24 protein-coding genes are annotated in these 24,411 nt (G+C 48.5%); 16 read left to right on the top strand and 8 right to left on the bottom strand.

Going from position 1 to position 24,411, the window contains the following annotated elements; genetic code table 11:
• The first annotated feature begins 66 nt into the window (after positions 1–66).
• Complete coding sequence (locus tag KNQ04_RS11785) at positions 67–1,260, top strand: DUF2157 domain-containing protein (RefSeq protein WP_214850957.1); 1,194 nt, start codon at positions 67–69, stop codon at positions 1,258–1,260.
• Positions 1,257–1,709 (top strand): GDYXXLXY domain-containing protein, encoded by a 453-nt coding sequence (locus tag KNQ04_RS11780; protein WP_214850956.1) that lies wholly within the window; start codon positions 1,257–1,259, stop codon positions 1,707–1,709. The genes KNQ04_RS11785 and KNQ04_RS11780 overlap by 4 nt, the downstream gene beginning before the upstream one ends.
• Positions 1,710–2,006: 297 nt before the next feature.
• Here KNQ04_RS11780 and KNQ04_RS11775 read toward each other — a convergent pair whose 3' ends face one another.
• The 4 genes from KNQ04_RS11775 to folE2 all read right to left on the bottom strand — a co-directional run bounded on the left by KNQ04_RS11775 (position 2,007) and on the right by folE2 (position 7,388).
• The gene (locus KNQ04_RS11775; protein WP_214850955.1) at positions 2,007–3,800 is read right to left on the bottom strand and encodes a carbon starvation CstA family protein; all 1,794 of its coding nucleotides are present in this window, start codon (positions 3,798–3,800) and stop codon (positions 2,007–2,009) included.
• A 135-nt stretch (positions 3,801–3,935) separates the two neighbouring features.
• Positions 3,936–4,631, bottom strand: coding sequence for a LytR/AlgR family response regulator transcription factor (locus KNQ04_RS11770; protein WP_214850954.1), 696 nt, complete (start codon positions 4,629–4,631; stop codon positions 3,936–3,938).
• Positions 4,612–6,378: a LytS/YhcK type 5TM receptor domain-containing protein gene (locus KNQ04_RS11765; RefSeq protein ID WP_214850952.1), complete on the bottom strand. Its 1,767-nt coding sequence runs from the start codon at positions 6,376–6,378 to the stop codon at positions 4,612–4,614. The genes KNQ04_RS11770 and KNQ04_RS11765 overlap by 20 nt, the downstream gene beginning before the upstream one ends.
• A 104-nt stretch (positions 6,379–6,482) precedes the next feature.
• Positions 6,483–7,388, bottom strand: a complete 906-nt coding sequence (folE2, locus tag KNQ04_RS11760; RefSeq protein WP_214850951.1) for a GTP cyclohydrolase FolE2 — start codon at positions 7,386–7,388, stop codon at positions 6,483–6,485.
• A 307-nt stretch (positions 7,389–7,695) separates the two neighbouring features.
• On the opposite strand from folE2, the gene KNQ04_RS11755 reads away from it, so the two are divergent.
• The 7 genes from KNQ04_RS11755 (at position 7,696) to KNQ04_RS11725 (ending at position 14,566) form a co-directional block, all read left to right on the top strand.
• The gene (locus KNQ04_RS11755) at positions 7,696–8,553 is read left to right on the top strand and encodes a TerC family protein (RefSeq protein ID WP_214850950.1); all 858 of its coding nucleotides are present in this window, start codon (positions 7,696–7,698) and stop codon (positions 8,551–8,553) included.
• A 149-nt stretch (positions 8,554–8,702) separates the two neighbouring features.
• Positions 8,703–9,458 carry a TerC family protein gene (locus KNQ04_RS11750; RefSeq protein WP_214850949.1) on the top strand — a complete coding sequence of 252 codons (756 nt, stop codon included), beginning with the start codon at positions 8,703–8,705 and terminating at the stop codon, positions 9,456–9,458.
• Positions 9,459–9,515: 57 nt separating this feature from the next.
• On the top strand, positions 9,516–10,649 hold the full coding sequence (locus KNQ04_RS11745; RefSeq protein ID WP_214850948.1) for a YfbR-like 5'-deoxynucleotidase: 1,134 nt from the start codon (positions 9,516–9,518) through the stop codon (positions 10,647–10,649).
• 12 nt (positions 10,650–10,661) lie between these two features.
• Entirely contained in the window at positions 10,662–11,861 is a 1,200-nt protein-coding gene (locus KNQ04_RS11740; protein ID WP_214850947.1) for a Bcr/CflA family multidrug efflux MFS transporter, read from the top strand.
• Between the two features lie 431 nt (positions 11,862–12,292).
• The gene (locus tag KNQ04_RS11735) at positions 12,293–12,532 is read left to right on the top strand and encodes a hypothetical protein (RefSeq protein ID WP_029332376.1); all 240 of its coding nucleotides are present in this window, start codon (positions 12,293–12,295) and stop codon (positions 12,530–12,532) included.
• Complete coding sequence (locus tag KNQ04_RS11730) at positions 12,522–13,043, top strand: NfeD family membrane protein (protein WP_214850946.1); 522 nt, start codon at positions 12,522–12,524, stop codon at positions 13,041–13,043. The genes KNQ04_RS11735 and KNQ04_RS11730 overlap by 11 nt, the downstream gene beginning before the upstream one ends.
• Complete coding sequence (locus KNQ04_RS11725) at positions 13,040–14,566, top strand: flotillin lipid rafts scaffold protein FloT (RefSeq protein WP_214850945.1); 1,527 nt, start codon at positions 13,040–13,042, stop codon at positions 14,564–14,566. Before KNQ04_RS11730 ends, KNQ04_RS11725 begins: the two co-directional genes overlap by 4 nt.
• 492 nt (positions 14,567–15,058) lie before the next feature.
• Here KNQ04_RS11725 and KNQ04_RS11720 read toward each other — a convergent pair whose 3' ends face one another.
• Positions 15,059–15,907, bottom strand: coding sequence for a DegV family protein (locus tag KNQ04_RS11720; RefSeq protein WP_214850943.1), 849 nt, complete (start codon positions 15,905–15,907; stop codon positions 15,059–15,061).
• Between the two features lie 13 nt (positions 15,908–15,920).
• Positions 15,921–16,745, bottom strand: coding sequence for an octanoyl-[GcvH]:protein N-octanoyltransferase (gene lipL, locus KNQ04_RS11715; RefSeq protein ID WP_214850942.1), 825 nt, complete (start codon positions 16,743–16,745; stop codon positions 15,921–15,923).
• 146 nt (positions 16,746–16,891) lie between these two features.
• On the opposite strand from lipL, the gene KNQ04_RS11710 reads away from it, so the two are divergent.
• The 4 genes from KNQ04_RS11710 to KNQ04_RS11695 all read left to right on the top strand — a co-directional run bounded on the left by KNQ04_RS11710 (position 16,892) and on the right by KNQ04_RS11695 (position 20,991).
• Positions 16,892–18,211 (top strand): HD domain-containing protein, encoded by a 1,320-nt coding sequence (locus tag KNQ04_RS11710; RefSeq protein ID WP_214850941.1) that lies wholly within the window; start codon positions 16,892–16,894, stop codon positions 18,209–18,211.
• A gap of 190 nt (positions 18,212–18,401) precedes the next feature.
• Positions 18,402–18,668: a phosphotransferase gene (locus KNQ04_RS15650; RefSeq protein ID WP_353049725.1), complete on the top strand. Its 267-nt coding sequence runs from the start codon at positions 18,402–18,404 to the stop codon at positions 18,666–18,668.
• A 259-nt stretch (positions 18,669–18,927) separates the two neighbouring features.
• Positions 18,928–20,106 (top strand): NupC/NupG family nucleoside CNT transporter, encoded by a 1,179-nt coding sequence (locus KNQ04_RS11700; protein WP_214850940.1) that lies wholly within the window; start codon positions 18,928–18,930, stop codon positions 20,104–20,106.
• Between the two features lie 540 nt (positions 20,107–20,646).
• Positions 20,647–20,991: a YciI family protein gene (locus KNQ04_RS11695; protein ID WP_251137026.1), complete on the top strand. Its 345-nt coding sequence runs from the start codon at positions 20,647–20,649 to the stop codon at positions 20,989–20,991.
• Between the two features lie 60 nt (positions 20,992–21,051).
• Here KNQ04_RS11695 and KNQ04_RS11690 read toward each other — a convergent pair whose 3' ends face one another.
• Both KNQ04_RS11690 and KNQ04_RS11685 read right to left on the bottom strand, forming a co-directional pair.
• Complete coding sequence (locus tag KNQ04_RS11690) at positions 21,052–21,681, bottom strand: NAD(P)-dependent oxidoreductase (protein WP_214850938.1); 630 nt, start codon at positions 21,679–21,681, stop codon at positions 21,052–21,054.
• Positions 21,682–21,773: 92 nt separating this feature from the next.
• Entirely contained in the window at positions 21,774–21,959 is a 186-nt protein-coding gene (locus tag KNQ04_RS11685; RefSeq protein ID WP_214850937.1) for a 2-hydroxymuconate tautomerase, read from the bottom strand.
• A 174-nt stretch (positions 21,960–22,133) separates the two neighbouring features.
• Between KNQ04_RS11685 and KNQ04_RS11680 the strand changes: the two genes are divergently transcribed.
• The 3 genes from KNQ04_RS11680 to KNQ04_RS11670 all read left to right on the top strand — a co-directional run.
• Positions 22,134–22,661, top strand: a complete 528-nt coding sequence (locus KNQ04_RS11680) for a hypothetical protein (protein WP_214850935.1) — start codon at positions 22,134–22,136, stop codon at positions 22,659–22,661.
• A 68-nt stretch (positions 22,662–22,729) separates the two neighbouring features.
• The gene (locus KNQ04_RS11675) at positions 22,730–23,224 is read left to right on the top strand and encodes a YwhD family protein (protein ID WP_214850934.1); all 495 of its coding nucleotides are present in this window, start codon (positions 22,730–22,732) and stop codon (positions 23,222–23,224) included.
• Between the two features lie 586 nt (positions 23,225–23,810).
• Positions 23,811–24,411, top strand: a 601-nt coding sequence (locus tag KNQ04_RS11670; protein ID WP_214850933.1) for an RNA-guided endonuclease TnpB family protein, incomplete at its 3' end; no start/stop codon positions are given.

The following is a 24,411-nucleotide window of genomic DNA, read 5'->3' as shown; positions in this document are numbered from 1 at the left end:
CAGCTTGAAAGACGTAGAAAACGGGAAAATATTAAAAGACGGCTTTAGTCTGAGGAGGTGTCAATGATGGCGCGATTGACGAAGTTAAAGGAATGGCAACAAGCAGGATTACTGGATGCGGAGGTCGTCAAGCGGATTGAAGCGTATGAGCAAACACGTCATGCAAAAAATCGGACACCGCTGCTATTGATTGTCGGGTTGACGTTTGTCGGCTTAGCATTACTCAGTTTTTTAGCGGCGAATTGGCAAGTCATTCCGGCATTGGTCAAAATCGGACTCGTTCTTGTCATCATGATCAGTTGTTATGTGCTGGCTGATATTTCAGAACGTCGGACGATTTGGAATCCCGTGGCGTTCCGGATACTCGGGATGCTCGCATTTCTCGGCGCATTGGTCGTCACGGTCCAGAGTTTTCATATGTCGCTTGAAAGCTCATTCATTGCCTGGGTAATCTTTCTTATGGCACTCGGTCATTTTTTCGTTTGGCGTCACGCTGCCTACGCTGTCGTCGCTTTTTTGGCAGGATTGAATATTTTTACGGGAATCGGCAGCTTCGGGAACGAGTACGCGACGTTTCTTGACTGGACGTCATTTGTCTGTTTAATCATAGTCGCTGTCGCCTGGTTCTATTTCAGTCAAACGTTTCCGTCACTGATCTTTAGCTGGTTGCTTCTTTATTTCGCAGGATTGGAATTGTTTTTCCTCGTGTCCTACGAAGGCATTCTTTGGCCGATTTGGACTTTATTTTTACTCGTTCCATTGCTGTTACTTGTTCGAGAGGAACAAAAGCGCCCGCTCCTTTACGCACTTTATTTAGTCACGGCAGCCATTAACTCACTGGTCTATCTATCTGTCCGTGCAGAAACGACAACTGTTCCGGTTTCGCTCGTCGAAGCCTTATTCCTCGTACTTGCCGCAGTCGCGGTCGGAAGTTTGATTTATGCACGTTACCGTCCGCTCCTTTTCATCGTACCACTTGGGTTGATTGGACTCCTTTGGTTCGAGGAACAAGCGATTTTAATAGCGATTTTAGTTGAGGTCATGGCATTCATCTATTTAATCGAGCGGGAACGGACAGGGCACCGTTTACTGATTCCCTTCCTTTATTTTATTGCCGTCCAACTAACGATTTACTTCATTTATGCGTGGAACCGGCTCAATATGTCACTCTTTTTCTTAGTCGGTGCCTTACTCGTATTCCTGATTGCCGCTGTACTCTGGTGGATGCAACGGCGTCGTGAAGGAGGTCAACCCTCATGAAAAAGTACGGATTTGCGGTTATCCAGACATTGATTGTTTTGCTGGTCGTGCTCAGTTTTTACGCGATTTCGTGGTTCGGTGAAAGTTATCGTTTTCGGGCAGAACCGTTTGATCCGTTCGATCCGATTTACGGGGAGTATGTCATGCTGCAATATCCGGATTTGAAACCGGATGCTTCCGTCAAACAGGGACTTGTTTACGTCACATTTGCGACCGGGAAAGACGGATACGCGAGAATTGATCAAATTTCGAATAAACGTTTTTTCGGTTCGGTTGCTGGTGAGTATTACGATGAATATGTGACGATTCCCCAGTTGACCCAATATTACGTCGAACAGGGTGCGGGTAAAGGATATGAGGATGCCAAAAAATTAGAAGTCAAAGCTGATGTTTCGCCGTGGGGAACGGTCCGGGCGACAGATTTGGCAGTACGAAGCGAATCAAAATAAATGAGAGGATGACCCCATCAAAGGGGTCATCCTCTCGTTTCAGGCTGTAGACAACGTGCCATCGGGAGATCAAGCGTCTTTTTTCGTTGCTTTCCTCGGGCGAGGCGCAAGCCGTTGCTCCTTGATCCTCACGGACAACGAGCAGGGTCTTGCCTGCCTCTGGCAAGCCGCGTGAATCACGCGCTTTTTCCCGTAGGAGTCAACGAAACGCGACGCTTTTTAGGGAATACCGTGACGGAAGACGAGGCGAGACAGTTAGCGCGACCGGATTTTCTCTCGTTTTGATGTCGTATGCAATTAAGCTGATTTCTTCATGGCTTCCCAGCGTGGTGAATTCAGCAATTCAATCCATTTCCGGACGGCAGAGATCGTAATGACGACAGCGAGAATGCCCATCGTGACGGAAAGAATCGTATTGAGGATGCTGAAACCGGCTGATGCAGGATTTGCGTAAACATTTGCGACCATCCAGATGTCCGCGAACGTCACGGTCACAAGCAAGTAGACGAGTGGGATGAATGTCGTTAAGGCATACACTTTTTTATCGGCAATCTTCAAAATGATTGTCGTTCCGATGATTAAGCCGATTGATGCCATCAACTGGTTCGAAACACCGAACAGTGCCCAGATGGAGCCGATGTCACCAGAGAATAAGAGGTAGCCCCAGAAGAACGTCCCGAGTGCGCTAGCGAAGATGGCACCCGGAATCCAGTCAATCCGTTTGAGTGGTTTATAAAATTCTCCGAAGAAATCTTGAATCAAATACCGGGCGACGCGTGTTCCGGCATCGATTGCTGTCAAGATGAAGACGGCTTCGAACAAAATGACGAACTGGAAGAAGTAGCTCGCGATTTCCTTGAACCAGGGAATCGCCCGGAAGATGAAGGTCATCCCGACGGCAAGCGATACGGCACCGCCTGTCCGGCCAGCAAGATCGAGGCCGATTTCACGCGACAATTCATCAAGATAAACCGTACTCATACCGAGTGTCGCAAACGCTTCCGGCGTCGAGTTAATCGCGAAGTAATCACCGACTTCGAGTGATGTCGCAGCAATCAATGCCATGACAGCAACAAGACATTCGACGAGCATCGCTCCGAATGCGACCGGTTTGATATCGCTCCAGCGGTTGATCATCTTTGGTGTCGTCCCGGAGCCGACGAAGGCATGGAAACCGGAAATCGCGCCGCAAGCAATCGTAATCGAGATGAACGGCCAGACCGGCCCGGCAATGATAGGACCACCGCCATTAACGAACTTCGTAAAGGCAGGGAAACGAATGTCCGGGTTGATGATGAAAACACCAACGATCAAGGCGAAAAAGACACCGATTTTCATGAAGCTCGATAAGTAATCACGTGGTGCGAGCAATAACCAGACCGGAAGTGCTGCCGCGAAGAATGCGTAAATCGGTAAGGCGATCGCCAGTTGACGAGAGGATAGGTCGAACCATGTTCCGATGAACGTATCCGTCAATTGTGGACCAAAGCCGATTGCAGCAAGAATCAACAAGAAACCAACGATCGAAGCAAAGGCGAGGTTGCCACCTTTTCGTAAGTAAATCCCAACGGCCATCGCAATCGGAATCGTCGAAAAGACGGCGAATGTGCCCCATGGATTGTGTTCAAGGGCGTGCAGGACGACCATCGACAACCCGGCCATCGTAATCGTGATGATGAAGAGCATCGCGAGTCCGGCACAAAAACCAGCAACTGGACCGAGTTCCTTTTTGGCGACTTCTGATAACGATTGACCGTCTTGACGCATCGAAGCGAACAGGACGACCATGTCGTGCACGGCTCCCCCGATGACAGCTCCAATCAAGAGCCAAAGCAGACCAGGTAAGTATCCGAACTGTGCTGCGAGAACAGGTCCGACGAGTGGACCGGCAGCAGCGATGGCTGCGAAGTGGTGACCAAACGAGACCCACTTATTTGTCGGGACATAATCTTTTCCGTCCGCTAACTTATGGGCTGGTGTTTGTCGGTCATCCTTGATTTTTAGAACTTTTGCGGCCATAAAGGTGCCGTAAAGACGATACGCAATCAATAAAATACAAATGACGGCAATAACGATAGGTGTGGCGCTCATGCGTAGTTCCTCCTCCGTAGTGGTATGGAAAAAGTGTAACTGATTTGAAAGCGCTTTCTTTGATTTGCAAGATGAACGGTCGTTATTTGAGGATGAAGTGTCGGAAATCGAAGATGAACTGAAAAAAAGAAGCACTCAAATTCCGAGTGCTTCCTTTAAAACTTTGACATAGGTCCGACTAACGGGAACATCAATCGTATGGATTTTGATGTTGTAAGCACCGTTGAACCACGGTTCGATGGCATCGATTGCCGACAAGTTGACGAGGTAGGACCGGTGGACACGGAGGAACCGATGTTCAACTAACTTTCGTTCGAGTTCTTGTAACGTGTCACTCGATTGATAAGTTTGTTGGCGCGTGACGATGTTCGTTTTTCCGCCCTCGGCGACGATGTAATCGATGGCATCCGGAGATAACAACTTTAACTGTTCACCGGACTCGACGGCGAGTCGTTCAATTCGGGGTGACTTTTTCAGCGGCTGTCGAATGATCTTTTCAAGCGCCCGTGTAATCCGGACGGGGTCATATGGTTTTAAAATATAGTCATAGGCATTAAGCTCAAATGCTTCGAGCGCATGTACATCATAAGCCGTCACAAACAGAATCGCCGGAGGACGCGGCATCGATTGGAGTCGTTTAGCGAGGTCAAGTCCACTTCCGTCCGCGAGTTCGATGTCGAGGAAGACGATATCTGGTTGCAGTGACCGAATGAGTTGTTCGGCTTCTACTATACTGGCGCTTTCTGCGATGACCTCGAGACCGGCACGCGTGACATGGTAACGTAATTCGTCACGGGCGAGGGGCTCATCCTCAATTAGAATCGTACGCATACGGCAACTCCTTTCCGGTTTCGATGGGCAGATGCATCGTAATTTTTGTGCCATCCTCTAAGCGGCTCTCAATTAGAAAAGCGCCTTGCTGACCGTACAGACTACGGATTCGTTCAGCTGTATTGAATAGTGCGGTCCCTGTACCGCTCGACGGAACGACTTCACGTCCGAGTCGGGCGAGCCGTTCCTTCTCAATGCCTTGCCCGTTATCGACGACTTCAAGTAACAGTTGTTCCCCGATTATTGACGCCGTCACACCGACGTAACCGGTCTGATCCGGCAGGAAAGCATGTAAAAAGGCGTTTTCGATCAAAGGCTGGAGGATGAACGGGGGAACAAGAAGCTGTTCCGTCCCTTCAACTAAATCAATGTCGACAAATGGGCGGTTCGGAAACCGGGCTGCCTCAAGTGAGATGTAGGCCTCGATATGTTCAAGTTCCTTTTGCAGCGGGATTTTTGCAGACCGTGCACCTTGTAAGTTACTCCGGAAGAATGTCGACAGTTCGAGTAAGAGTACCCGTGCCCGCTCGACGTCCGTCCGGCAAAGTGCATAGATTGTATTGATCGCGTTAAAAAGAAAGTGCGGATGGACTTGTGCTTCAAGGGCACGGATTTCGGCATCTTTGAGTAATCCTGCCTGCCGTTCAGCATTTCCGAGTGCGAGTTGGGTCGAAAATAGCTTTGCCAATCCCTCAATCAACTCGACTTCGACGGCATCAAGCGACTCCGGGTGCGGATAGTAGACTTTTAACGTTCCGACCGTCGCTGCGCCAATCGTCAGAGGGGCAATGATTCCGGCTTGGAGGGGACACTCGTGTTTTGGACACCCGATCTCACTCCGGTCAGTGACGAGACGTAATGTACCATCCGTCAAGACGTGTTCTGTCGGACGCGTCGTCCAGTGGGTGCCGGCACGATGATGGTCACTGCCGACACCGATGTGCGCTAAAATGACGGATCGGTCCGTCAAAGAGACAGCATTGGCCCGGGTCTGTTCGAGTAAAACAGTTGCGACTGCTTCAGCAGTTTTACTGTTTAATCCACGGGTCAACTGCGGTAACGTCAAATCAGCGATGTGGAGCGACCGTTCTGCTTCCCGTGCCCGGACGGATTCTTCTTCCCGTGCTGCGAGACGAATGATCGACAAAAATAACCAGACGCCTAATACATTGATTAATGTCATCGGGAGGAAGATGAATTGTACAAGCTCGAATGCAGCTTCAAACGGTTTAGATAATAACAAAATCAGTGACATTTCGAGCACCATCAAAAAGCCGGCGAGACAAACGGGCAGCAGCGCATGACTCCCGAGACGGTCACGCCAGTAGGGACGTAACATCCCACTGATACCGCCTGCGATGACGGTCGAGAGGGCACAGGCGAACGCCGTGAAACCGCCGAGTGAATAACGGTGGAGACCAACGAGAACCCCGGTGATTGTTCCACCGATTGGACCAGCGAGCAGACCGCTGATGACGACGATCATCGTACGTGTATTTGCAATCGCAGATGTTCCTTCGACTTCTTCAAGCCATGTATGGGATGAAAATTCGGCTAAGTTCACTTTGACGCCGGTATAATTACTTAAAATGCCGTACGTCGCAAAAAACAAGACGAGGACACTGAATTGCCAGCCGGCTTCCGGTTGTTTTAATAGACGACGTGTCGGACCCCACTGGGCGAGGATGAATGCCAAAATGATCATGATGCCTAGGCGTTCCAGTAAAAACGGTATCAATTCGAGCATGAAACCCCTCCATTCGTTTTTAGTGTAAACGCTACCGAAAACAAGAACAACGAAAAAAAGCTCAAGACGACGGGGAAGTCATCTCGAGCGAATTAATGGATTACTTATTCTGCATCTTTATCGAACGTGATTCGGGCGATCGCATCATGTTGGTGAATCGTTTCTTCGTTACGGCATTCGACGAAGAACGTTGCGATGGCATCCATTTCGTAGAGATCGGCCGCGATTAAGCGGACCATGTCTTCGACGAAACGTGGGTTTTCATACGCCATCTCTGTGACACGTTTTTCATCCGGGCGTTTGAGGACCGGGTGGAGTGGTGCTGAAGCGTTAGACTCAGCAGCATCAAGTAGTTCTTGTTTCCAATCGAAGTCGTCTGCCTCGTCACGAAGTGATGCTTCCATCGTCACATAACCACGTTGGTTGTGGGCGCTGTACTCGCTGATTTCTTTTGAGCATGGGCAGAGCGTCGTGACGTTGATCGTTAATCCGACCGTCAAGGTTGCTTCATTCGTTTCCGTATCGACACTGACCGTTTGCCAAACTTCGGCATTCATTAATCCGCTGAGTCCCGTCGCAGGTGCTTTACGCGTGAAGAACCATGGGTAACGAATCGTCAATTGACCTTCCGTTTGTTCCATCCGTTCTGCTAGTTCGCGCGCGAACTGGATCAAGGATTCGTTCGTGACGACCCAACCTTCTTGATGATACTGGTCGAGTTGCTCCGTTAAGCGACTCATGTTGATGCCTTTACGGTCTTGGACGAGTGATGTCGAAAGTTCGAACGTCGCGACAGTCGCCTGCGTTTTGTCACCATCTTGGATGACGACAGGGTGTTTGACGTTTGAAATACCGACTGCATCCAGTGCGAATAAGAAGTTTTTTGGTGTATTTTGAAGATCAATCATTTTATCTTTTTCAGTTGGTTTTGTTCCTTTAACAGGGGGAACAGAACCGAAAAGCTTATGACGCTCTTCTTTAGTTGGTAGTGTAATCGGGTAGGTAGACATTTTAATTAGCCCCTTTGTCCTTTTGTAGTTGATTAATAGTAATAACATGACAGGAATGCTAGAGACGAGCAACTCTGATGATTCCGCTAATGTGTTCTAACGTTACTAGGAGTGTTGATATGAATTTTATCACGAACTACTAACAAAACGGAACTAGCAAGTCTTCGAATTGGCAGTTTGCTAAAGCAACGGCATTATATGCTTGCAACTGAATGAGTAATCGGATAACATATGTTCATATGAACGTGTAAATTCATTGAGAAGTAGTGTCCGTATAAAACTTATAAGATAGGAAGGAATGAAGTAGATGGATTGGCAGTTAGTACTTCAATATGCCTGGGTAGTCGTCGTTTTAATCGCGCTCGAAGGATTACTTTCAGCAGATAATGCACTCGTCCTCGCCGTCATGGTGAAACACTTACCGGGCGAACAACAGAAAAAGGCTTTATTTTATGGATTGGCAGGAGCATTCGTCTTGCGCTTCGCGGCATTGTTCGCGATTTCGTTCCTCGTCGACATTTGGCAGATTCAAGCACTTGGTGCAGCATACCTGCTCATCATGGGACTACGGCATATCTACAAAACAGCCAAGGCACGGCGGCTCGGTGAAAATCATGGAGCGGATAGTGAGCTCGATCAAGAGCCAAAATCGGACGAACCGGTTTCGAAAGCAGAATTTTGGAAAACAGTCGCTAAAATCGAATTTGCCGATCTTGCGTTTGCCGTCGATTCGATTCTTGCAGCGGTCGCCCTCGCAGTCGCATTGCCTGACTGGGGAGATGGCGCGATTGGTGGCTTGAACACAGGGCATTTCGTCGTCATCTTAACGGGTGGTTTGATGGGTGTCGTCTTGATGCGTTTCGCAGCACGTGTCTTCGTCAGATTACTCGCTGAACGTCCTGGGCTTGAAACAGCGGCCTTTGCAATCGTTGCGTGGGTTGGAGTCAAGCTCGCCGTTCTTGCGTTAGAGCACCCAAAATATCACGCATCGATTGAGGGAACAATCTTCGAAGCGATGAAATTGCCAGAAGGCTTTGCCCACAGTACGCCGTGGCAAGCATTCTTCTGGACGGTCATGGTCGGTTTAGCACTATGGGGTTGGTTCTCTTCACCCAAAACAAAACCGAATCCGGACGCTGAGAAAAAAGTGGATCAACATCTTTAAGCGAAAGGCTCTCCGACCGGAGGGCCTTTTTTAGTGTGAACTTTGAAAAAAGCGGGAAGATAGAAACACAGGATTCAAGTCTTCCGTCTTTTTCTTTTCTGGATGTGGCATTATAATGAACCTAGTGAACAAAAAGGGGATTCGTTTTTATGGATATTGGATTAATTACGCAGTATGCGACGGTCGGGCTCGTCCTGATTATTTTACAAGGGTTACTGTCGGCTGATAATGCGATGGTCATGGCCGTGCTCGTTCGTCCGCTACCGGACGATCAACGCAAAAAAGCTTTGTTTTATGGATTGATTGGCGCACTCGTCCTTCGGTTCATCGCGATTTTCTTTGCTTCGTACTTGGCAACTGTTTGGGAGTTGCAAGCACTTGGTGCCGCGTATCTCTTTTATGTCGCCTTTAAAGGGATTGTCGAGGCACGATCGAACAAACACCAAATACCGGATGCGATGGCGCCGAAAAAAGAATCGCCGAATTTTTGGTGGACGGTCGTCAAGGTTGAACTATCTGATTTAGCGTTTGCCGTCGACTCGACACTCGCAGCCGTTGCCATGGCGACGACATTGCCGATGGTCGGGGGGATGATTGGCGGACTCAACACAGGACAATTTTGGGTCGTCTTCTTCAGTGGAATCATCGGACTGGTCATCATGCGATACTTTGCAAGTTGGTTCGTTGTCCTACTCCAAAAACGACCGGGGATTGAAGAAGCAGCATTTTGGCTCGTCGCTTGGGTCGGAGTGAAACTCGTCATCATGACACTCGCCCATCCTTCAATCGATGTCTTGCCACGTGAGTTTCCTGAAAGTACAATCTGGCAGACGATTTTCTGGGTTGTTCTTGGTTTGATCCTTGTCATCGGTTGGTTCAGAAGTGGTGTCAAAGAAGAAAAATAATACAAAACAGGGCAGGGTCAAAATTCCTCTGCCCTTTTTCGATTTGGGGGAGATTTCATGCAAAACGGTAACTTTATTCGGATGCTGACACGGATGCAGAACGTACCACGTTGGGATGAGTATGCTCCGCGTTTTCAAGACAACGCCGCGAGCCATAGTTTTCGTGTCGCTTTATTTAGTTTAATGGCGAGTTATATCGAACAAGAGCAGCAACCGGTTGAAATCGATCGCCTGCGCTTATTAGGGAAGGCACTGTTTCACGATATGAACGAAGTCATCACCGGTCCAATCAAACATCGGACAAAAAAAGAACCGACCTTGCACGATCACATTCAAGCGATGGAGCAACAGGCAAGTGAGAAACTCGTCGCCTTACTGTCGAAATCGCTTCAAACAGAATTTACGGATTACCTCGTCCATGCCGAAGATGACACGATTGAAGGACGAATCGTTGAAGCGATCGATACATTCGACGCGATGTTGTTCGCAAGACGGGAGGCACGGATGACAGCGTCACCGTTCTTTGAAGCAAAAACGCTTGAACTGAAAAACCATTTACTCGCACACCCGTTACATTCGATCCGTCGCTTGACGACGTCCGTCTTTGCTGAAGACGAGATGGCACATTTCATTGACAATGCCTTGATGATGGATACGATCCGACGCTGGAAAGGCCGCTTCAATACGATTGATGACAATGACGCGACACATGCGTTTCGGGCGGCTTCACTCGGTCTGTTCAACGGTTTGATCGAGTCGAAAAAGTACGGGGTTACGATCGATACGGCTGAAGTCGTGTCGCGTTTGCTCTGTCACGATTTAGTAGAAGGGACGACAGGAGATGTCCTCGGACCGGTCAAACATGCGACACCAATCACGGCAGCTGCCTTTGAGGCCTACGAACGGGCAGAAGGGGAGGCGTTAATTGCGCTATTACCTGACGTGATGCGAACGGAATTCCATCGTTTTCTCGTCGAAGCGAAAGATGAGACGTATGAAGGGCAGATGGTAGATGTCGTCGATAAGCTCGATGCGTTGATTAAAATGAACATGGAGCGCAAATTGAACGGAGTGGAGTATGAGACAGGCTACCGGGCGCAACTGAAGAAAGTCCAGACGGCGTACGAAAATCCATCTGTCGTCTTTTTCCTCGCCTATGTCTTGCACGACTTGGATTATGTAACGACTTAAGGAGGAAATCGGATGGCAGATGTTTCACTCGTAAAAACGAAACGGCTTACCTTAATTTTGATTTTAGGATCGCTCGCGTCACTCGGTCCACTTTCGATTGACATGTATTTGCCGGCTTTCCCTGATATGTCCCGATCGTTCGGGACGAGCGCGTCGATGATTCAATTGAGTTTGACGGCATGTATGCTTGGCATGGCACTCGGTCAATTGATTGTCGGACCGCTTAGCGATGTCCGCGGACGGAAACGTCCATTGATGCTCGCACTCGTTGCGTATCTCCTCGCTTCGCTGGCGTGCGCGTTTGCTCCGACAATCGAAGTGTTGATTGCGCTTCGTTTTGTGCAAGGAGCGGCTGGCGCTTCCGGCATCGTCATCTCGCGTGCGATCGTCCGTGATTTATTTGAAGGACCGGAACTAACCAAGTTCTTTGCTGCCTTATCCCTCGTCAACGGGACGGCTCCGATTTTAGCACCGGTCATCGGCGGACAAATTTTACGGTTCGGGGATTGGCATGTTGTGTTTTATTTGCTCGCGATTTTAAGTACAATCATGCTGCTTGCCGTTGCTTTCCGGCTACCGGAAACACTGCCGGTCCATCACCGGGTCGAAGGAAACCTTTCGACAACGGTTCGGACGTTCGGTCGTTTATTAACGGACCGTGTGTTCATCGGTTACGCCTTTGCCCAAGCATTCGTCATGGGGGCGATGTTCGCCTATATCTCCGGTTCGCCGTTCGTTTTACAAAACATTTACGGTGCGAGTCCGCAACAGTTTAGTTTCCTGTTCGGTCTGAACGGAATTGGAATCATCATCGCGGCTCAAATCGCAGGACGACTCGCTGGTCGCGTCGATAGTGAAAAATTGATGCGGATTGCTTTGGCAATTGTTGCGACGGCAAGCATCTTGTTGTTCCTCGGCTTGACCTTATCCGATGCTTTGATTTTCGTCATGATTCCACTTTTCTTCGTTGTGTCGAGTGTCGGTCTGATTTCGACGCTTGGTTTTACACTTGCAATGCAAAACTACGGGAAGACGGCGGGGAGCGCTTCTGCTTTGCTCGGTCTCTTGCCGATGCTCGTCGGTTCACTTGTTTCACCACTCGTTGGAGTCATGGGCGAGGACTCGGCTTTACCAATGGGGTTGATCATCATGACACTCGATTGTGCAGCACTCGTCATCTACTATGTGTTGATTGTTAAAAGGAAGAAGTGAACGGATTAAAATCGAGGAGCATCGTTTTTTGATTGAGCGTGTAGACGAAGTGATGTCTGGAATAACAGCTTCTTCCTTTTTCGTTGCTTTCCTCGGGGAGGCGCAAGCCGTTGCTCCTTGATCCTATCGGCCAATGAGCAGGGTCTTACCTGCCTCTTGCAAGCGCGTCGTGACGTGCTTTTTTCCCGTAGGAGTCAACGGAAAAGCGAAGCTTTTTAGGCTGTCCTACTTAAAAAAAGATACGGTATCATACCCATGTAACCTCTTTGATCACCGTACGAGCTTGTCTATAATCTGAACCGAGGAGCATCGCTCTTCGGTTTTTTTGTTTATCCGCATGAAAAATGGAAAAAGGAAATTGGTTTTTGAAACCATTTCCAAAAACTAGCGTACATAAAACTGAACGGATTAAACAGGAAAGGAGCACGAAGATGAGAAAACGACGTCAACCTGTCGCGGCCACGCCAAGTCAAGGAGCACTCGAAAGTTTGCTAGCGCGTCATTACGCGGCACAGAAAAAGTATGCACGACGTTTGCAAGAAGACACCAGTCCGCGTGAGCGTGAGCTGGCACACTTGCTGTATGAAGAAAATCGGCATGAATACAAACGGATTTATCATCAGCTGTACGGCTCGAGTGCTTTTATCGAGGTGACGGAAGATGGACGTTAGTACGTTGTATCTCTATGCACTGGCAGCGGCAGGATGTGGCGTTTTGTTATCGGTCGTGTTCTCAGACCTGGTTCCGGGCGTCGATCAAATTTTTCATCCGACGTTGATTTTATCATTCGTCATTTTAACATCTGCTTTCGGATTCGGACTTGAGCATTTAACAGCCATGAGCTCGCTAGCAATCTTATTGCTCAGTGGATTCACGAGTCTTATTTTGACGACCTTATTGCACTTGTTCATTTTTGTACCACTTGCCGAAGCCGAGCAGTCGCTGGGTTTTTCCGAGCAGATGCTAGAAGGAAGAAGTGCAACGGTCGTTTTATCAATCCCGAGTGACGGATATGGAGAAATTTTAGTCGATGACGTCTCCGGACGGATTTCAAAATCAGCCGTTTTATTTGAAGGACCACCACTCGATCAAGGAACGAAAGTCATCATCATTGAAATCAAACAAGGGGTGGCGCACGTCATGACCTACCCGAACCAATGGAAAGAGGAGATGTTTGTATGAATCCAGTTATTATCGTGGCGATTATCGCCGGTGCGCTCATTTTAGCGCTTGTTGCACTATTTATCACAAAATACCGGACAGTGGGACCAGAAGAAGCATTAATCGTTTCGGGGAGCTATCTCGGAAATAGTCCAAGCGTCAATACCGATGAATCCGGTAACCGCGTTAAAATCATTCGTGGTGGCGGAGCATTCATCCTGCCTGTCTTCCAACAGGCGACACCGCTCAGTTTACTGTCGAGCAAGCTCGAAGTGACGACCCCAGAAGTCTATACGGAACAAGGTGTTCCGGTCATGGCAGATGGAACGGCAATCATTAAAATCGGCAGCTCGATTTCGGAAATCGCGACGGCGGCCGAACAATTCCTCGGGAAATCAAAGGAAGACCGCGAAAGTGAGGCGCGGGAAGTCCTCGAAGGTCACTTGCGGTCGATTCTTGGATCGATGACGGTCGAAGAAATCTATAAGAACCGCGATAAATTTTCGCAAGAAGTCCAACGTGTCGCGTCACAAGATCTCGCGAAAATGGGACTGATCATCGTCTCGTTCACGATTAAAGATGTCCGGGATAAAAATGGTTATCTCGAATCACTCGGGAAACCCCGCATTGCGCAAGTGCGCCGTGACGCTGATATCGCGACGGCGGATGCTGAAAAAGAAACACGGATCAAGCGGGCGGAAGCTTCAAAAGATGCGAAAAAAGCAGAGCTTGAGCGTGCGACTGAAATCGCGGAAGCAGAAAAAGAAAATCAATTGAAGATGGCAGACTACCGTCGCGAACAAGACATCGCGAAGGCGAAAGCCGACCAAGCGTATGATCTTGAAAATGCACGCGCACAACAAGAAGTAACCGAGCAACAAATGCAAATCAAGATCATCGAGCGACAAAAACAAATCGAACTCGAAGAACGTGAAATTCTCCGTCGTGAGAAACAGTATGACGCAGAAGTTAAAAAACGGGCCGATGCCGATCGTTACTCAATCGAACAGGCAGCACAGGCGGACCGGGCGAAACAATATGCAGAAGCCGATGCGACGAAATACCGGATTGAAGCGTCAGCGAAAGCCGATGCGGAACGGATTCGCCTTGATGGTCTCGCGAAAGCCGACGCGGAGCGGGCACAAGGGGAAACAGAAGCGGACATCATTCGTCTGAAAGGTCTTGCGGAAGCGGAAGCAAAAGAGAAAATCGCCCAAGCCTTCGAACAATTCGGACAAGCGGCGATTCTTGACATGGTCATTCGCATGATGCCGGAGTACGCGAAAGAAATCGCAGCACCACTCGGTAACATCGATAAGATCACCGTCGTCGATACAGGGAATGGAGAAGGTGGCGGAGCAAACCGGGTGACGGGTTACGCGACAGATTTGATGGCGTCACTCCAAGAGACATTAAAGGCTTCTTCCGGAATCGATGTCAAAGAATTGATTGAGAATTTTTCTGGAAAAGGGACAGCCAAACCGTTGACGGTCAATTTGAATCAAGGCGAACCGGTAGCGACTGGAGCGAAAACAGAAGGATAAGAAGATTGATTGGTTATTCGAAAAAAAGCGACTCGTGCACTTCAGGTGTGCGAGTCGCTTCCGCATATAGATAACGTAGTAGGGGATAAAACCTTCTTCCATCTAAAGACTGTAGACAACGTGCTATCGGGAGATCAAGCGTCTTTATTCGTTGCGTTCCTCGGGCGAGGCGCAAGCCGTTGCTCCTTGGTCCTAACGGACAACGAGCAGGGTCTTGTCTGCCTCTGAAAGTGCGTTAAAAACGCACTTTTCCCGCAGGAGTCAACGAAACGTGACGCTTTTTAGGCAACACTATGACGGAAAGCCAGTTATGCAGACGGTTTAGGGCGCGACCGATTGCGCTTTGAAGACGAGGCGAGACAGGGAAGCGCGACACAACAGCAGACCGAAGAAAACCTTCACTTTTCATAAGCGGTTGTCTACAACATAAAGACTCGCTCACTCATTCGAGTAGGCGAGTTTTTATGTTGTAAAAGAAAAAATGAATGCAACTTAAGCTGGTAAATCATACGCGATGACGATGAGGCCCGGTCCAGTATGGGAACCGATGGCAGCACCTGCGAAGGTAATGAGTATTTCACTCGGATTAAAGTGTGCTTCAATCAATTGCTTGAGCATCTCGGCCCGTTCAACCGAGTCACCATGACCGATGATGATGCGGTGTCCGTCAATCATCGGACGTGCTTCTTCCATCCATTCGACGATCCGGTTCATGACTTTTTTCTGACCACGGATCTTTTCTTTCGGAATCAACTTACCGTCTTCAACCGTCAAGAGCGGGAGAATCGACAACAATCCACCGATGAAGGCGCTGGCGCGGGATACACGCCCGCCGCGCATCAAGTACTCGAGCGATTCGACCGTAAACAAGTGACGGATTGAATTTACTTTTTGTTCCGCATAGGTCTTTGTTTCTTCAAACGTATGTGTTTTCGCGAAGTCCGCGACATCAAGGACGAAGAGCCCTTGACCGGTCGATGCTGTTTTCGTATCGATGACAGCATACGGGACATACGGGTATTGCTCAGCGAGTTCATCCACAAGCATCGCCGCTGTTTGATAGGTCCCGGACAGATCACTTGAAAAGGCGAGATAGAGAAACGGTTCGCCTTGTTCGAAATGTGCTTTGAAGACCTCGACCATCCGCGTGACCTCGACTTGGAAGGTTTTTGGCGCAGCACCGTCACGCATCTTGGCATAGAGCTCTTCCGGCGAAATCGTTTCGCCGTCAAAATACGTGTCGTCTCCAATCAATACACCGAACGGCATGATTGTGATGTCATGGGCATCTAGTAATTCTTGCGGTGCATCGGCACCACTATCGGTAATAAATCGTACCATTGTGTTCTCTCCTTTACTTACCTAGGGCTTTTTCGTTTCGTTCAAGCATCCGGCCCAGGTTTACACCGAATCGTTCATTTTCGACTTCATCGAGGACGGACGGGACTAAGTTTGTGCCGAGTGCCATCAAGGCACGGTAAGCACGGAGTAAACAGTTTTCGACCGTAAGCGGAAGTTGAAGTAACTCTTCAAGAGAAGCCATCGTGTCCGGAATGATGAGCGGATACGTGAATTTTGTTTCTTCGCCTTGCAGGGCGGCTTCATAAAAGTCGCGCACGAGCGCTGCGCGTTTGCTACCGCTTCCGTTGACACATAAATAAATTTGGACGGCGACACCACCTCGGACACGTCGTTGCGAAATCCCGGCGAATTTTTTACCAGATATCGAAAGATCGTAAGAGCCGGGGCAATAAGAGCCGACGACTTCGCCAGCGACGATTTTCTCCGTTTCGTCTCTGAACATGTGCTGCACAAGTGCGAGCATCGCTTCATAGCCGCTGTCGATATCGATGCCGCCCCGTTCTGGTAGAACAAGCGAGATATTCAAGACACCTGCGTCAAGAACGACCGCGAGTCCGCCCGAATTTCGGACGACAGGGTGGAAACCGTGCGCACGCAAGACATCGATCCCTTCTGTTAAGTGAGGAAGACGGGCATCTTGAATCCCGAGGACGACCGTTTCGTGGTGCACCCAAGAACGAAGTGCCGCACCTTCTGTCGCGACGGAAGCACAAAGCGTGTCGTCCATTGCAAACGATTGGGTGGCATGAAACGTCGTTCCGAGTGACGTTTGATCAAAAATACGATATTGTTCTTGTTTTAAGAGTTCGATTCCCATTGTCTCGTTCCTTTTTTTGTAGATTTGCGACATCATTATAGCATAGCCGGTGTAAACTTTATCTAAGAAGCGGATGGTCTGACAGGAACAGACTACTCCTAAACCGAAAACAACGAAGAGAACGACCAGACAAAGGGGAGAATGACATGTATCAGTCACTAGGTCAATTAAAAGAAACAAAGGTCTTTAAAGATCCAGTCCATCGTTACATCTATGTCAGCGACCAATTGATTTGGCAACTGATTGGAACGAAGGAGTTTCAACGCCTCCGGAGGATTAAACAACTCGGAACATCCTTTTTGACGTTTCACGGGGCAGAGCATACCCGGTTTCATCATTCGCTTGGTGTCTATGAAATCACACGTCAGTTGATTGATGTATTTAATGGTCGCGCTGACTGGGATGACCAATACCGTGAGCTGACACTCGTCGCCGCCTTGCTTCATGACGTCGGGCACGGACCGTTTTCCCATGCCTTCGAAAACGTCTTTGGTGTCGATCACGAGGAATGGACGGAACGGATCATTCTCGGTGATACGGAAATCAAACGAGTTCTCGATCAAGTCGGCGAAGGGTTTGCGGAAGAAGTCGCGTCTGTTATCAATAAGACGCATCCGAATCAGTTGCTCGTGACGATGATCAGTTCGCAACTCGACGTCGACCGGATGGATTACTTATTGCGTGACGCCCATTTCGCCGGTGTCAGTTACGGGAAGTTTGATTTGGAACGCATGTTGCGTGTCTTACGTCCGGCACATAATCAGATGGTCGTCAAACAATCGGGCATGCACTCGATTGAAGACTACATCATGCGGCGGTATCAGATGTACTGGCAAGTCTACCTGCACCCGGTCACGCGATCGAGCGATTACTTATTAAAAGCGATTCTCGAGCGGGCGAAAGAATTGCATAACTCGGGGTACGTATTCGACATCCATCCAATCCATTTAATTCCGTTATTCGACCAAACGATGGCGCTGAAGAATTATCTGGCACTCGATGAAACAATCGTTTATTTTTATTTCCAACAATGGATGGACGAGGCGGACGGGACCCTCAGTGATTTATCGCGTCGGTTCGTCAATCGACAGTTGTTCAAGTATGTCGATTATCCACCGGAAAAACGAGAAGCGATTCATGAAAAATTGGCGGAGCTGTTCAATAAAATCGGACTCGATCCGGCGTATTACCTATTAGAAGATAAATTAAGTCGCCTTCCGTACGATTTATATGGAGAGAACGGGGAAATCAGTAAACAGCCCATCATGCTTCAAATGAAAGATGGACAGAAAAAAGAAATTTCACAAGTCTCGCCGCTAGTCGAAGCGATTGCGAATTCAAGACAGACGGATGAAAAGTTGTTTTATCCGCAAGAAATCTTGTATGACTTACGTGAGTTCGCGAACGAAAAGATGCAAATCGATCAACTGTTGCTCGGAGGATACGCAAATGAAACAAGTCATTGAGCAGATTTTAGAATAGGTCGGGTTGTCCGGAATTGAGACGGAAGTTTTACCCGGGGGCGACCCCGTCGCTCGTCTTACGGGCGAAAGCGTTATCCGTATTCATAACAACCAGAACTGGTTGCAGCAAAGACCTCGTCGCGCACGAGGTCTTTGTGCTAGATATGGAAGAGCCGTTTGCAACTGGGCAAGTGTGACAGCATCAGCTTCTAGTGAACAGATTCGGTTCATCCATCGTGATTTTCATTCAGTTAATGTGTTATACGATTCGTTTGAACAGTATAACGTAATTGACTGGATACACGAATATGTTGGACTGATTGAATCTGACGTAGCACATTGCCGGCTGAACCTTGTTTTACCCGAGTTCCGTCGACGTGGCGAATCATTTTTTAGCATTTTATCAAGCGATGAGTGGATTTACGTACGATCGAAGGTGGGACTTGAATACCGTTTTTGATTTTGAACCGGAAACAATGGGTGTTTATTCGGGGTGGGAGGCATATGGAAAGCGAAACCTTAGTCAGGACAATGTTCGGAAACGCCTGGAAAACTTTGTCTTGAAAGTTTATGAAAATAACGAAAGCGGTTACTAAATGAACTTTTCCTATTGCAGTTCTGGCGAATGTTGATTATTCTAGTACTTGGGACAGAGATTAAACGTCAGACATCGTACTTATGTACAACTGATAAACAACTAATAGATTGAGGGGTACTTCATGAAATATTTAATCGCGTTACTCGGACTGGTCGTCGTTTTTGGACTAGCTCTACTCGTCAGCAGCAATCGTAAAAGTATCAAATTGAAACCGCTTGCGGTCATGCTAGTGCTTCAGCTCGTTTTTGGTTTCATTTTATTGAACACATCATTTGGTTATACGGTCATCCGTGGTGTTGCGAGCGTCTTTGAAAAATTACTAAGTTACGCAGCAATCGGGATCAACTTCGTCTTTGGTGGACTTGCGAATGAAGGAGCACAACCATTCTTCATCAACGTTCTTCTACCTATCGTCTTCATCTCGGCATTAATCGGGATTTTACAGTTCACAAAAATTCTTCCGCTCTTAATGCGCGGAATCGGGTTCGTCTTATCGAAGATTAACGGGATGGGACAACTTGAGTCTTACAATGCCGTTGCCTCAGCAGCGATCGGACAATCTGAAGTATTCATCACAGTCAAAAAACAAATCGGTAAATTACCGGCAAACCGTCTCTACACATTGTGTGCGTCTGCGATGTCGACCGTTTCGATGTCAATCGTCGGTGCCTACATGACAATGGTTGAACCGAAGTATGTCGTCACGGCCATCGTCTTGAACCTGTTTGGTGGATTCATGATCGTTTCAATCATCAATCCGTATACGGTCGATCCAAAGGAAGATATTTTGGAAATCGTCGAAGAGAAACAAACGTTCTTCGAGATGCTCGGCGAATACATCTTGGATGGATTTAAAGTCGCAATCATCGTCGGTGCGATGTTGATTGGATACAACGCATTGATCGGAATGGTCAATGATATCTTCTTAATGGTTCTTGGTATCTCGTTCCAAGAAATTCTCGGGTACATCTTTGCGCCATTCGCTTTCATCATGGGTGTGCCGTGGGCAGAAGCAGTCAGTGCTGGTAGTATCATGGCAACGAAATTGATCACGAACGAATTCGTCGCAATGCTCAGTCTCCCTGAGTACACGAAAGAATTTTCAGAGCGGACACTCGGAATCGTGTCAGTCTTCTTGATTTCATTCGCGAACTTCTCGTCAATCGGGATCATCGCAGGTGCAGTCAAAGGTCTTGACGACCGTCAAGGGAGTGTCGCAGCGAGTTTCGGCCTTAAATTATTGTACGGTGCGACGCTTGTCAGTGTTCTGACAGCAATCGTCGTCAGTGTCATCATCTAATGAAAACTTAAAATACCCGCTGACATCTTTGTCGGCGGGTATTTTAGATTGTAGAAAAGTTGATATTGGGTAATACAAGCGTCTTTTTCGTTGCTTTCCTCGGGCGAGGCGCAAGCCGTTGCTCCTTGGTCCTAACGGACAACGAGCAGGGTCTTGCCTGCCTCTGAAAGTGCGTTGAAGACGCACTTTTCCCGTAGGAGTCAACGAAACGTGACGCTTTTTAGGTAATAGCGTGAGGAAAATCCAGGAACGTAGACGGTTTAGAGTGCGATTTGTCTCGATATCGCATGTTCATGCTTCATAAGAGTTTGTCTACCCGCTGACATCGTTGTCGGCGGGTATTTTAGATTGCAGACAAGATCGATATTCGGAAATACAAGCGTCTTTATTTGTTGCTTGGAAAGCGAGGAGGTCGGAAACGTCCGTCGCAAGGAGTGATTTAAGTCAGACTCATGTTGGTTTGCGGAGCATGGGATGGTGGAACTGGTTAATACATCATTTTAGCGACTTTCAAGAAAGGGGAGGCTGAACGTGCTATTCATGTTGATCGTCAAAGGATCAAAGCGTGCGGAAGCGGGTGAGCGTCCGAGCCCGGAGCTGATGGAAGCGATGTCTGAGTACAATCAAGCGTTACTTGATGCGGGTGTTCGTGTAATGGCGAAAGGACTCCATCCGAGTTCGAACGGGCTGCGCTTTTCCTACCGTGGACCGGGGGACCGGCCGATTGTTACGGAGGGACCATTCATGCAGACGGAAGAGCTGGTGGAGGGCTTCATTTTGATTGATGTCGCGTCGCGAAAAGAAGCAATCGATTGGGCGATGCGGATGCCGGATCCGCAAGGGCATGGCGAAGGGGAAATCGAACTACGGCAAGTTTTTGAGTAATCCTCAAACATGACCACGGAGCAACCAGGCAGAGCTGCCCGGTTAATCCGTGGTCATGTTTTATGGACGTGACGCAATCCCGACACGTTTACGACTGAAAAGATGTTCGTTATAGGCTTCAAAAGCAAACCGGGCGACATTGCGACGTGGAATCGGACCCGTTTCTTCTGTAAAACGTCGTGTCTCAAGCAATACATCGTCGATTTCTGCATCCTCCGTCAGTTGCGTTGGACAGATGACGGTAAAGTCGACGTCGGCATCCTTTAGCGTCAAGTAGGCCTTCAAATGATCTTCCGCTGCAGTCGTCGAGCGTCTGCGTGATTCGTTTGACTGGAAGCGGTACTTGCCGGGTTCTTCCGAGGCATCGAGGATTCCTGCCGTACTAACGAAGATGATCCGTTCGATTTGTTGTTCTTTCATCTTCGTGACGAGGTGCGGAATCGCTGTCGAGAGCACATGTTGTTGATCCGTACCGAGACAACTGAAGATGGCTGAAGAACCGTGGATGACGTGCTCCAAATCGTCTGCTTCCGTCGCATCTCCTTGAATGATGGTTAAGTTCGCGTGTTCCGGTAACTGATGTTCCTGTGAGCGGACGAGCACGCGGACGTCGTGACCTGCGTGTAACAGTAAATCGAGTAGCGGTCGCCCGGTTCGTCCGGTTGCACCTAAAAGACTGAGTGTTGCCATGTAAATCCATCCTCTCTACATCTTGATGTCAGTGGTTATATGAAACAAGGACGGTCGAGCAAGTTGCATCGTCCATCCTTTGTTGAAGTAGCTTATTTATCGGCGAACATGATACCTGCTTGTCCATAGTCCGTCTGTTCCATTTCTTCGATGAAGACGGTGATGTTTTCTTTTGGTGCGTCCACAGTTTCTGAGACAGCGGCTGTCACTTTTTCAATCAATGCACGTTTTTGTTCGACGGTCCGTCCTGAAAGCATCTTGACTGTAACGTAAGGCATGAGTCGTTCCTCCTAAAAAAACATAATGGCGATACGCACTCAGTATACCGTATGGGGCGGGGGAGTCGTCAAACGCCGACATCGAAACAGGAAAAGACGGGTATAAGACAGGAGTAGGGTTGTTCAGCAGAGAAGTAGTCAAGACGCGAACTCAGGATGAAGAGGTGAACGAAAATGGAGATGGAAGCCGTCATACGTAAAAAAATTCATACATTACTTATTTTCGACCGGGCTTTACCGGAAGACGAAACGTATCCATTATCAGGAGCGAAAGGGCTGGAAGTTGCGGAAATCGTCTTTTCGCAAAATATACCGTTTGGTCGCCTTGTCACGGATAAGGAATTAGCAGTACTTGTCGGAAATACGGAGGCAAAGCGATACGGAATGGTAACGTTGCTGAAAGAAGATGCCCGCTTTAAGCCGTTGTTCCAAAATCGGAAGTTACCTCCAGAAATTGAAGAAGAAGTGGAAGCACGTGTCCGTGAGCTGGCGAAACAATTACGTGCGATCCGGTCCCGTTGCTCGTCACTCGAACGGATCGTTTTATTCGGTCGGGCGGCGCAGACGTTGTATGACCGGGCGCTAGCTCGACTAGAAGAATCGAATCCACCTGCCCATGAGGAATTGACATCGCTCGAATGTCTTCGGTTACCGACGATTCGTCGCGTGACGAAAGAACAGCTAGCGCAATTGAAGCGTTAAGCGGGGCTTGCGTCAGCAATGGAATGCGGTATGATAGAGGCAACAGTCGTAAAAGGGGTCGAGTACAGATGGAAAAGAAGATTAACTTCAATATCATTTCAGATAATTCAACAGACGGACATGGTGGGTTTGGTGTCGGAACACTCAGCCTAAACAGCATGTCACCGGTCATCATCTCACCGGAGGATGGCGAAGCATATATTGATATGGGCGCAATGCATGCGAAAGCAGCGATTGAGAAACGGATTAAGTTCACGACAGACCGCGCGGACGCACCGAATGGTAAGTTGTACTGGATCGTTTGGGTAACGGTAGGACGCAAACCGGAAGGCTTCTATTACGGAGGCGTTGCGGCATGTGACTTATTGGTCGATGTCGAGGCACGACGCGGTTTTAAAATCTTAGCTGATCATGTCAATAAGATGGATAAATCATTAAAAGGTCGCATCGTCGTTGACCACATGGATGACACGTCAAAAGACTTGCTTCGTGAATTCTTGAAGACCCATAAACCGGAAATGTGGGCGAATGCAGAGCCTGCGTTACATGACGCACTCGCATAACTTAAAAAATCGCTGTCTCTTAGGAGGCAGCGATTTTTGCTTATTGACAAAATTTTATGCAGATTAAATATTTTACGTACATATGTTGTCCTGTCGCGATTCCCTCATCTCGACTCGTCTTCAAAGCGGTAATCTCCCGCACCGCTTCGCTGTAGGGTTGCTTTTCGCGGTTTAAAGCAATTCAAGACGGAAGACACTCTAAACGTCCACATGGCGCATCTTTTTTTCAAAGGACAGCTTAAAAAGCGTGACTTTTCGTTGACTCCCACGGGGAAAAAGCGCGTCTTTGCGCGCTTGTAAGAGGCAAGCAAGACCCTGCTCATTGTCCGTGAGGATCAGGAGCAACGGCTTGCGCCTCGCCCGAGGAAAGCAACGAAAAAGGAAGAAGCTGATTGCCCGATATGACTTTGTCTACACACTGCTTGCTTATGGACAAAGCAGTAGTTGCACAATCAAAGCTTTATTTTTATCAAAATCAGGCGAGAATACGCCCACTTCTAAACGATCCGGTTGAAGCCCGAGTGAAAGTGGGAGATGAATCGCCACCCTCTCTTTCGGGTATATCCTTTGTAAGGAGGTGAACATCATGTTGACTCACAAGGCCTACAAATTCAGAATCTACCCGACAAAAGAGCAGGAAATCCTGATCGCGAAGACGATTGGTTGTTCGCGCTTCGTCTTCAACCACTTCTTGGCGAAGTGGGATGAGACGTATAAAGCGACAGGGAAAGGACTGTCTTACGGGTCTTGTTCGAAAGAACTCCCGTCGTTGAAGCAGGCATTCGACTGGCTGAAGGAAGTCGATAGCATGTCTGTGAAAACGAGCGTCAAGCATCTTGCTGATGCCTTTGACCGCTTCTTCAAGAAACAGAACAAACGGCCCCGCTTCAAGTCGAAGAGCAATCCCGTTCAATCGTATAAGACGAACATTCGGGGCAAGTCTCAACTTCCAGAAGTCTCGATCGTCGGCAACACGATCAAAATTCCAAAGCTGAAGTGGGTGCGTTTCGCCAACTCGAGGCAGGTCGTAGGACGCATCTTGAACGCGACCATCCGGCGTAACGCTTCAGGAAAATACTTCGTCTCCCTGCTCGTCGAGCAGGAGAGCAACGAAATGCCGAAGACGGGCTCATCCGTCGGCGTCGATGTCGGATTGAAGCACTTCGCCATCCTGTCGGACGGCACGG

Origin of the sequence: Exiguobacterium sp. s193 (assembly GCF_018618755.1) — a bacterium.
Taxonomy (GTDB): Bacteria; Bacillota; Bacilli; order Exiguobacteriales; family Exiguobacteriaceae; genus Exiguobacterium_A.
This window is presented reverse-complemented; position numbering and strand designations above follow the sequence as displayed.